We start from the raw sequence: 1,280 nt of genomic DNA on the forward strand, positions 1-1,280 counted from the left end.
GGCTACCCGTTTGTTGGCAGAAGCCAGGGCATCCGACTCATCCATGGTATTAAAGTGGGCAATTGCTTTTATACGACGGTCAAAGTCCAATGGGCGGGTGGGACGCAATGCCTTGACGGAGTTGATGATCTCAACAGCAATGCCTTCTTCCTGGTAAGTGGCATCAAAACGCTCCAGCATGTAATTGACGACTGTCGTATTAAGGTTATCCAGGGCTGGCAGGGAAATGCCTTGCTCCTGATAGCCAAGCATCGCCTGATCAACCAGCGCTTCCAGGTCAAGGTTAAGCTTCTTCTCAACAATGATCCGCAGAACACCGATGCTGGCACGACGGAGGGCGAATGGATCTTTGCTGCCGGTAGGTAGCTGGTTGATACCAAAAATACCGGTAATGGTGTCCACTTTATCGGCAATGGCAACGGCACAGCCAATCAGTGTTGAGGGAAGCTGGTCACCGGCAAAGCGAGGCATGTACTGTTCATACAGCGTCTTGCTGACTTCGGGGTTTTCACCATCATTGTCGGCATAGTACTGGCCCATGATGCCCTGCAACTCGGGAAACTCCAGAACCATTTCAGAGACCAGGTCAGACTTGCACAGTTGACCGGCACGTTCAGCAAGCTTTGCATCACCACCTTCCGTTTGTGCAATGTAAGACGATAGTCGTGCGATACGTTCAGTCTTGGCAAACACGGAACCCAGTTGTGCCTGGAAGACAATGGGCTTCAGTTTTTCACGACGATCGTCTTGTGTATGTTTACGGTCTGTGTCGTAGAAAAACTTGGCATCAGCAAGACGTGGGCGAATGACTTTCTCATTACCTGCCACAACATGGCGAGGCCCGGCACTGTCAATATTGGCCACGGTAATAAAGTGAGGCAGGAGTTTCCCTTCACTGTTTTCCACGTGGAAATATTTCTGATGTCCCTTCATGGAGGAGATCAGTGCTTCCGATGGAACGGCAAGGAACTCATCATCAAAACGGCCACAAAGGGCTACTGGCCATTCGTTGAGTGCGGTAACCTCATCCAGAAGGTCCGGGTCAATCACTGCATGACCATTAATTGTGCTGGCAATCTGTTCAACCTGTTCACGGATCAGGTGACGACGGGTTGCAAAGTTGGCAATAACCTTGCCCTGCTCACGGAGAACCTGCGCATAGTCTGCTGGGGCAGTGATGATGATTTCCCGGTTAGCGTGGAAGCGGTGACCACGGGTTGTATTGCCGGCTTTCAGGCCGAGGATTTCACAGTCAATAATGTTCGTGCCTGGGGTCTTGG

1 protein-coding gene is annotated in these 1,280 nt (G+C 51.2%); it reads right to left on the reverse strand.

The window, feature by feature from the left end; all coding sequences use genetic code 11:
- On the reverse strand, window positions 1–1,280 hold a 1,280-nt coding region (gene glyS / locus KDK13_RS17380; protein WP_257286252.1), incomplete at both ends, for a glycine--tRNA ligase subunit beta.

Source organism: Endozoicomonas sp. SESOKO1 (assembly GCF_024606265.1).
In the GTDB taxonomy this organism is placed as follows: domain Bacteria; phylum Pseudomonadota; class Gammaproteobacteria; order Pseudomonadales; family Endozoicomonadaceae; genus Endozoicomonas.